Annotated in this window: 5 protein-coding genes and 1 pseudogene; 5 read left to right on the top strand and 1 reads right to left on the bottom strand. The window is 40.1% G+C overall.

The genetic code is table 11. From position 1 onward, the window contains the following. The first annotated feature begins 93 nt into the window (after positions 1 to 93). Together GQR46_RS12165 and GQR46_RS12160 are read left to right on the top strand one after the other, a co-directional pair. A complete protein-coding gene (locus GQR46_RS12165) occupies positions 94 to 2,457 on the top strand; it encodes an alkaline phosphatase D family protein (protein WP_165727481.1) in 2,364 nt (787 codons plus the stop codon). A 114-nt stretch (positions 2,458 to 2,571) separates the two neighbouring features. Beyond that, positions 2,572 to 3,068, top strand: a pseudogene (locus GQR46_RS12160) (helix-turn-helix domain-containing protein). Positions 3,069 to 3,138: 70 nt separating this feature from the next. Here the strand turns inward: GQR46_RS12160 and GQR46_RS12155 are convergent. Beyond that, the gene (locus GQR46_RS12155) at positions 3,139 to 5,097 is read right to left on the bottom strand and encodes a CRTAC1 family protein (RefSeq protein WP_165727482.1); all 1,959 of its coding nucleotides are present in this window, start codon (positions 5,095 to 5,097) and stop codon (positions 3,139 to 3,141) included. Positions 5,098 to 5,387: 290 nt separating this feature from the next. Here GQR46_RS12155 and GQR46_RS12150 point away from each other — a divergent pair, with 290 nt between their 5' ends. The 3 genes from GQR46_RS12150 to aldA are packed head-to-tail and all read left to right on the top strand — an operon-like array spanning position 5,388 to position 8,659. After that, positions 5,388 to 6,410 carry an alcohol dehydrogenase catalytic domain-containing protein gene (locus GQR46_RS12150; protein WP_165727483.1) on the top strand — a complete coding sequence of 341 codons (1,023 nt, stop codon included), beginning with the start codon at positions 5,388 to 5,390 and terminating at the stop codon, positions 6,408 to 6,410. A gap of 31 nt (positions 6,411 to 6,441) precedes the next feature. After that, on the top strand, positions 6,442 to 7,206 hold the full coding sequence (locus GQR46_RS12145) for a 2,5-didehydro-3-deoxy-L-galactonate 5-reductase (RefSeq protein WP_033016439.1): 765 nt from the start codon (positions 6,442 to 6,444) through the stop codon (positions 7,204 to 7,206). A gap of 4 nt (positions 7,207 to 7,210) precedes the next feature. Next, a complete protein-coding gene (aldA, locus tag GQR46_RS12140; RefSeq protein WP_165741093.1) occupies positions 7,211 to 8,659 on the top strand; it encodes an aldehyde dehydrogenase in 1,449 nt (482 codons plus the stop codon). Positions 8,660 to 8,714 lie beyond the last annotated feature (55 nt).

Below are 8,714 nucleotides of genomic sequence, written 5' to 3'. Positions count from 1 at the left end.
AACCGTTTTTAGAAAAAAAAATGCTGATCTTTAGTAAAAAATCAAATATAGTTTGTTTACTGTTAACAATATTTGATTTGTGAGATTAAAACTATGAACAAAAACATATCTCGTCGTTCAGTCCTCAAAATGCTTGCTGCTGGTGTTGCTGCTACAGGAATTTCTGGTTGCACTAGCAGTTTTGGGACAGTGGCTTCAACAACTACCCGCGGTACTAAATCTCATCATGATAATTGGTATAAAACGTATGATAGAGTATGGCTTGGAAAACAATATTGGGCTAATCCAATGGAGGATTGGCGCGTAGTTAATGGTGCTGCTGAATGTAGAAGTAGAGGTGGTAATCGTAGTGTTCATTCACTCACTCACCAAATAGCGCATCTTGACCAATCTTTTACAATGTCGGTGCAAGTGTCTCGCTTAGAGCAAAACAGCAACGATGGTGGCGCGGGTATTCGTCTTGGTGCTAAAAGTGAATTAAATGAATACCGTAGTAATTGTTTTGTACAGCAGGGTTATGACCTTGGTATTAAAAACAACGATTTAGTGTTAGGCAATAACACCGTGCCTATATCGATTCCGATAGAGGATCAAGCTGTTACTTTAACGCTGACTGGAACACCTCAATCAGGTGCCATGGCTTTAGAGTTAACGGTTAGTTTAACGTCGTCAGGAAAAGTGATAGGTACTCTCACTCATTTGGCTGCAGCCACTGAATTATTAGGCAATGTGGCGTTGGTGAGTAACTTTTCGATTCCATCCGTCACATATGAAAATGCACCTGAAGACAAGTTGGGCGCACGATATAAATTTAGTAATTGGACCATGCAAGGTGAAGCATTTTCAGTAATAGATGAACAAGCGTTTGGTCCGATACTTTGGACTATGTATTCGTTAAACGATACATTGAGTGATGAAGGCTTTGTGATGAAGTTGAGTGCTTACACAGGGCCTATAGGTGAGCAAGATAATCAGCAAATAGAACTACAAATACAGCGTGATGATCAGTGGCTCGCTATTGATTCGCAAGTCATAGACCATGATGGCTGGTTGGCGACCTTTCGTATTGCTAATTGGGATGAAACACGCGATACGCCTTTTCGGGTTGTATACCGTGAAAAACACACAGATGGTACACAAACCCCAGATATATATTCAGGGATTATAAAAGCGAACCCAGCGAGTGAAAAATTACGAATGGCCGCGCTCACGTGTCAAAATGATTATGGTTTTCCGTACCAACCTGTTGCTCAAAATGTCGAAAAACTAAACCCCGATTTGGTGTTCTTTTCTGGTGATCAAATTTATGAAAGTCATGGCGGATTTGGTGTAATTCGTACTCCAGATAATTTAGCGATTTTAAATTACTTACGCAAATTCTATCAGTTTGGCTTGGCTTTCAAAGAGGTAATGCGTAATCAACCGACAATTTGTTTGCCCGATGATCATGATGTACTCCAAGGTAATTTGTGGGGGGAAGGTGGTGCAAGGATGGAAAACATTTCCAAAGACCCTTCAGCAAGTGCATTAGGTGGTTATATTGATTCTGCACGCGTGATAAATATGATACATAAAACCACTCTCAACCATAATCCAGATCCTTATGATCCAACGCCAACTAATGGTATTAGCTCGTATTATGGCACTATGCTATATGGCGGTGTCGGTTTTGCGATTCTTGCCGACAGACAATGGAAAAGTGGCCCAGAGCGTATTAATGTTGCGGTTGGCGAAACGGGACAAGATGAAGACCCACTTTTTTATAATCCTATATTCAATCCCCCCGGCTTAGACCTGTTAGGAAACCGCCAAGAGAACTTTCTTATAAAGTGGGGTAATGATTGGCGTGGGCATAAATTAAAAGCGGTATTAAGTCAAACGGTGTTTGCTGCTATTTCTACTCATCAGCCCCTACCTGATCGCTTCTTGAAATATGATTTTGATTCGAGTGGTTGGCCTGCATCTGCACGTAACCGTGCAATTGACGCAATGCGTGACTCTATGGCGTTACATATTTGTGGAGATACCCATTTAGGTTCTTTATCGCAATATGGCGTAAACCAGCAAAGAGATAGCAATTGGGCTTTTTGTACGCCAGCTATTTCTGCCGGTTGGCCAAGATGGTGGAAACCTGATTCGATGAGCATGCCTTACCAAAACCGGCCAGCACACGGCCTTGGCGAAACTGGCGAATATAATGACACTTTCGGTAATAAGATTTATGTCTATGCGGTAGGAAATCCACAGGTTGGTAAATCCAGTAATCGTTATGTAAAGGCACATGAGAAAGGGAGTGGTTTTGGCTTTATTACATTTGATTCTGAAAAGCTGACATACACAATGGAAGCATATAAGTTTTTAATAGATATAGCCGATGGTAAAGCAAGTAATCAGTATCCAGGATGGCCAGTAACTATTCATCAACAAGAGAATAAAGGCAAAAATATATTAAGTTAACTTATATGTATTAGTTCAGACAATATCTGACAATTCAACTTGAAAAAGTGAGAGTTACCCGTTTTGATAAAGGTGTCGAATCTTTAAATCAAAACAAACAAAAAGGTAACTCTCATGTTGCACACTAACAACCCAACCATAAAACACAAAGCCGGTTTACTTAACCTTGCTGAAGAACTAGGCAATGTATCAAGAGCCTGTAAAGTCATGGGCGTATCACGAGATACATTTTATCGTTATCAAGAACTCGTTAATGAGGGGGGATTGATGCGTTAATCGAAAAGAACCACCGTACACTAAATATAAAGAATCGCGTTGACGAAGAAACAGAGCAAGCCGTCATTAAATATGCAGTTGACTATCCTGCTCACGGCCATCATAGAAGCAGCAATGAGCTTCGTAAATTAGGCGTGTTTTTTTCAGGTAGTGGTGTTCGTTCAATTGTTAGCTATACGCTTAAGGAAGAACTATAAAAAGATCTGGACGAATGGATGGATTACTACAACAATGATCGGACTCATCAAGGGAAAGTATGTTGCGGTCGAACACCACTTAAAACATCACTGGATGGAAAAACGGTTTGGGCAGAAAATAATTTAGCTCAAATCTAAACTAACAGTCATCATTAGAAAAATGGGTAACTGTCAGATCAAGCCTGAGCTAGTACATATTAAACAGGACTTACTTAAATTCTCCCACTTTTATTAGTGAGTCTACCTTAACATTAGTGAGCGTTTTTTGGCTGCCATCTCGCCATGTAATTACAACTGATGAAAGCGTATCAGCTTGTGCTAATCCAAAATGCACAATATTAAGTAAGCTTTGCGAGTGAGTAGCACTTTGTGAGCCAATAACTTGATATTGGTTCGCAGTTGCTGTTTTAATTTGTACTTTTGCACCATACGGATCAACCCCACTTTTTGAGTATCCAACTCTAATAAGGGTGAAGTGGGCGTGACTTAACTCAGTGGTATTTTTATATAAATGCCATTGGCCGTTATCTTCATCTCCGCTTAGTAGGTCGAGTTTTCCATCTAGGTTAAAGTCAAATGCGGCTCCCATATCGCCGTGTGAGTCTAAGCCACGTTCGGTATCAGCGTTGTGAGTGATTGTTGCTTTAAATTTGTAATCACCTTGGTTAATGAGTAAAACATCAGCAACTCGCTCTTTTAGTTCGCCAAAGCGATAGACCATAAAGTCTATTTTTGTGTCGTTATTAAAATCGCCGGGTACAACTCCCCAGTTATTACTGTTTGTTAATGCATCTAATTTAGATGAAATATCAACCAGCTTACCATTATCGTTACGTAGTAATACATCAGGAAGGGCGAGATTTTGTGGTTGCCAATCGCTTTGATAGTTTTTTACATTTTTGAATGATGCGCGTACATCCCATGCAAGGTTGTCGGTAAGTACCCATTCCACTCGCCATTTATTATTCCCTAAATACCCAATGTACCAGCCGGTTTTATCAAGCTTAGTTGGAAACCCTTGCGCTTTTTTCTGGCTAATGGTGGTGTTTTTACTAGGTGTATTTATTAGTTCTTTTTTCTCACCTATGTATACATCCATTTGGCTTAATAGCTTGGCACGCGGGAAGTGATAAAAGTCACTTAGTATAAGACTTCCTGAGTTTGTGTTGTCGGTAATGAGTGTTATGCCATCGTGGCTTTTATTACCTTCATCACGCAGGTCTAGCCGTTTGCTGCCTTTATTAAACGATAGACTGTTATTAGCGATAGCGTAGCTTAGCTTTCCGCGAGCAAGGTAGTAGTCCATATCGCCGTCGTTATCTATATCAGCTTGTGCAACTGCGAGCGTGCCTTTGTAGGCTTCACTATTTGCACCTAATAGATCTTTAGTAACATTGGCAAAGGTAAAGTCGTTATTACCTTGATAAATAGTTAAATCGTTGTATCCATCAAAAGCAAAAATATCGAGTATGTCATCGTTATTGTAATCGGTTAATAATACACGCTCGGCTTTTATATTTTCAAAAGTAGCTGATGGGTGATAAGTAAACTTTCCATTACCGAGATTTTCAAAAATGATATTGCGTGGTGAGTTTTCGTGAATTAATTTTTCGGCGTTTACTTGTATAAAATCAAGATCACCATCGGCATCTACATCAACCCAGCGCACAGAGCGCCCGCGAGCCCCCATTTTAGATAAGCCAGCTTCAACAGTTTTATCTTCAAATTTACCATTATTGTTCTTAAGTAGTCGCTGGGGTTGAGGTGTGGTGCCATTTCCACCGCCTAGTGCAATAAGTACATCGAGATCGCCATCGTTGTCGTAATCACCGGCCGACATACCGTGTAGATCTGCTCGTGGAAAAATATCGTTTTGTAGTGTGTATGTGCCATCTCCATTTGCCATAAATAAACGAATAGGGGTGGTGTCGTGATTTGTTAGCAGCAGATCATAATGACCATCACTGTTTATATCGGCAATGGTAGGGCCGCCATACTTCCAGTTTTTTTGTGTTATTAAACCTGCTTGTTCAGATACGTCAGAAAAGACTACGTTGTTATTTGTTTTACTACTGGGCGTGTGTGTTTGTATGTTTTGACTGCATCCCGCTAAGTTTAGAGCGCTGATAATCACTACGCTAAGCGCAGATTTTTTGTTTTTAATCATTATTGTCCCTCTTTACACCGTGTTAATTGTTGACAATATATGTTGATATTAAAACATACAAGTAAATTTTAATAACTATTCTTAATGCTTTTTAACGTATTGGCTTTTGCGCTCTAAAGTTATATTAAATTTTGATAGTGGCTTTACAAACAACATACCTAGGTGTAGATTGTTAACAATAAACCATATCAAGGTATGATAGTTCACTTTGATATTCCTCGTATCGGCATTGTTTTAATGATGCTTTACTTGGTTACTATTTAATTAAACATTCTTGAAGGTATAAAAATATGCAAGCTGCACAATATATAGGTAACAAGTCATTTAACATTGTTGAAGGCACATCTATTAAACCTAAAGCGGGTGAGATTAGATTGAGTGTTGGATACGTTGGTATTTGCGGTACAGATATGCACATATACCACGGCGTAATGGATCAACGAGTGTCTATTCCGCAAACAATTGGCCATGAAATATCAGGTGTTGTTGCAGAAATAGGTGAAGGCGTTGAAGGCTTTGCTGTAGGCGAAAACGTGGTAGTACGTCCATTAGATTGGTGTGGCGATTGTCCTACGTGTAATGCAGGGCATACGCATATTTGTCAAAACTTAAAGTTTATGGGAATAGATACGCCAGGTGCTTTTCAGTCAAGCTGGACAGTTAAAGCGCGTACTTTGCATAAATTACCAGCAGGCGTTGATTTAAAACAAGGCGCATTAATAGAGCCGTTATCGGTTGCGTGCCATGATGTACGACGCTCGCGCTTACAAGCGGGTGAGAAAGTGGTTGTACTTGGTGGCGGGCCAATTGGGCAATTAGTTGCTGCGGTTGCTAAAAGTGTTGGTGCAGAAGTGCTCGTGTCTGAGCCTAACGAAAGCCGCCGTGCTTTTGCCAATGAGCTAGGTGTTAAATCGGTTAATCCCATTGAAGAAGATTTAGCTGCCTATGTAGATAGCTGGACGCAAACAAAAGGTGCAGATGTTGTATTTGAAGTATCAGGCGTAAAACCCGCAATAGAGGCTATGACCGAAATATCAGGGCGTCGGGGTCGTATAGTCATGGTGGCTATTCACAGTGTTAAACCTGAAATCGATTTATTTCAATTCTTTTGGAAAGAGTTGGAGTTATTAGGTGCGCGCGTATACGAAGCGGCAGATTTTGATTGGGCAATAGAGTTAATTTCATCGGGCCAAATAGATCTTAAACCTTTTATTAGTTCGGTTAGTTCGTTAACTGATATTGGTAGTGCATTTTCGAGTATGGATGGAAATCCAGAAGGCATGAAAGCGCTTGTTGAATGTAATCCACAATAATAAAAATTATAAAGGTATTAAAATGAATAATATGTTAGAAAAATTTAGCTTAGAAGGCAAAGTAGCCCTTGTTACAGGTTGTAAGCGCGGTATTGGTAAAGGTATTGCACTAGGTTTAGCACAGGCTGGCGCTGATATTATTGGTGTGTCTGCAAGCTTAGAGCTTGAAGGCTCAGAAGTAGAAAAAGAAGTTAAAGCCCTTGGCCGAAACTTTAAAGCCTATCAATGTGACTTTGGTGATCGTGATGCGCTTTATTCTTTTATTAATGATGTTAAAAGCGATTTTCCTAAAATTGATATTTTAGTCAATAATGCAGGTACAATCTTACGTGCACCAGCGGCTGAGCATGGAGATGATTTATGGGATAAAGTGATTGAAGTTAACTTAAATGCTCAATTTATTTTAAGCCGCGAAATAGGCAAACAAATGATAGAGCATGGCGAGGGTAAAGTTATTTTCACGGCTTCTTTGCTCACTTTTCAAGGTGGTATTACAGTACCAGGTTACGCAGCTAGTAAAGGTGCTATTGGGCAATTGGTTATGGCGCTTTCTAACGAATGGGCAGGTAAAGGCATTAATGTAAATGCCATTGCGCCAGGTTACATTGATACCGATAACACTGAAGCATTACGCAATGACAAAGAGCGTAATGCAGCCATCTTAGCGCGCATTCCACAAGGTCGATGGGGAAATCCTGAAGACTTTAAAGGGCCCGCAGTGTTCTTGGCTTCTGAGGCTGCTAGTTATGTAAACGGCGCTATTTTATTGGTTGATGGCGGATGGATGGGGAGATAGTTCAATGAACTTCCATAATAATGTAAATTTTATAAACGGTGAATATGTTGCGTCTAAAGCGAGCGGCATCATTGAAATACTAAGCCCCTCTACGGGTAAAAAAATTGGTGAAATACCAAAAGGCTGTATAGAAGATGCGCAGTATGCACTTGAGTCAGCGAATGTAGGCCAGAAAAAGTGGGCTAAATTGACAGCTCGCACACGTCAAAATATATTGCGCGTGTTTGCTAATAAAATTCGTGAAAATAAAGATATTCTTGCACCAATGCTTGTTGCAGAGCAAGGTAAATTGCTATCAGTTGCACAAATGGAAGTCGACGTAACAGCGACTTTTATTGACTATGCATGCGACCATGCACTTACTATTGAAGGCGATATTTTACCTTCAGATAACGAAGATGAAAAAATATACATTCATAAAGTGCCACGTGGCGTAGTTGTTGGTATTACTGCGTGGAATTTTCCGCTGGCATTGGCTGGTCGTAAAATTGGACCTGCGTTGATTACAGGTAACTCTATTGTATTAAAACCTACCCAAGAAACACCTTTAGCAACCACCGAGCTGGGTCGTTTAGCAAACGAAGCGGGGATTCCTGCTGGCGTGCTAAACGTTATTAATGGATCAGGTTCTGTTGTTGGCCAAGCATTGTGTGAAAGCCCAATTACTAAAATGATCACCATGACAGGCTCTACTGCTGCAGGTAAGCAAATTTATAAAACTAGCGCAGAATACATGACGCCTGTAATGCTTGAACTTGGCGGTAAAGCCCCGATGGTTGTTATGGCAGATGCCGACCTTGATGAGGCTGTTGAAGGTGCGCTTTGGGGTCGCTTTGCTAACTGCGGGCAAGTATGTACCTGTGTTGAGCGTTTATATGTTCAAGAGTCTGTGTACGATGCATTTATGGCTAAATTTATACCAGCAGTAAAAGCACTTCGTGTTGGGGATCCTATGAACCCAGATACACAAATGGGGCCTAAATGTAATCAACGTGAAATAGACAACATTGATCACATTGTTCAACAAAGTATTAAGCAAGGTGCAAGCATTGCCACTGGTGGTAAAGTTGCGTCTGTTGAGGGTTTCGAAGGTGGTTGTTGGTACGAACCAACGTTACTTGTAGACGTTAAGCAAGATAACATTGCAGTACACGAAGAAACTTTTGGCCCAGTACTCCCTATTGTAAAAGTTAAAGATATGGAACAAGCAATACAGTACTGTAACGACAGTATTTATGGCTTAAGCGCCTATATATTCACTCAAAACTTTTTTGATATTAATAAAGCTATTAACGAATTAGAAGTGGGTGAAGTTTATGTTAACCGTGGTATGGGTGAGCAGCATCAAGGTTTTCATAATGGCTGGAAACAAAGTGGTTTTGGCGGTGAAGACGGTAAGTTTGGTTTAGAGCAATATCTAGAAAAGAAAACCGTTTACTTAAAAGAAAAATAATATAATTAAACAACAATCTCCCTGGGTCGTTGATTTATAAATAACAAAGCCGATA

It is taken from the genome of Pseudoalteromonas sp. Z1A6, assembly GCF_011378745.1.
In the GTDB taxonomy this organism is placed as follows: domain Bacteria; phylum Pseudomonadota; class Gammaproteobacteria; order Enterobacterales; family Alteromonadaceae; genus Pseudoalteromonas; species Pseudoalteromonas arctica.
Note: the sequence above shows the minus strand (reverse complement) of the source record. Positions and strands in the feature narration are given on the sequence as shown.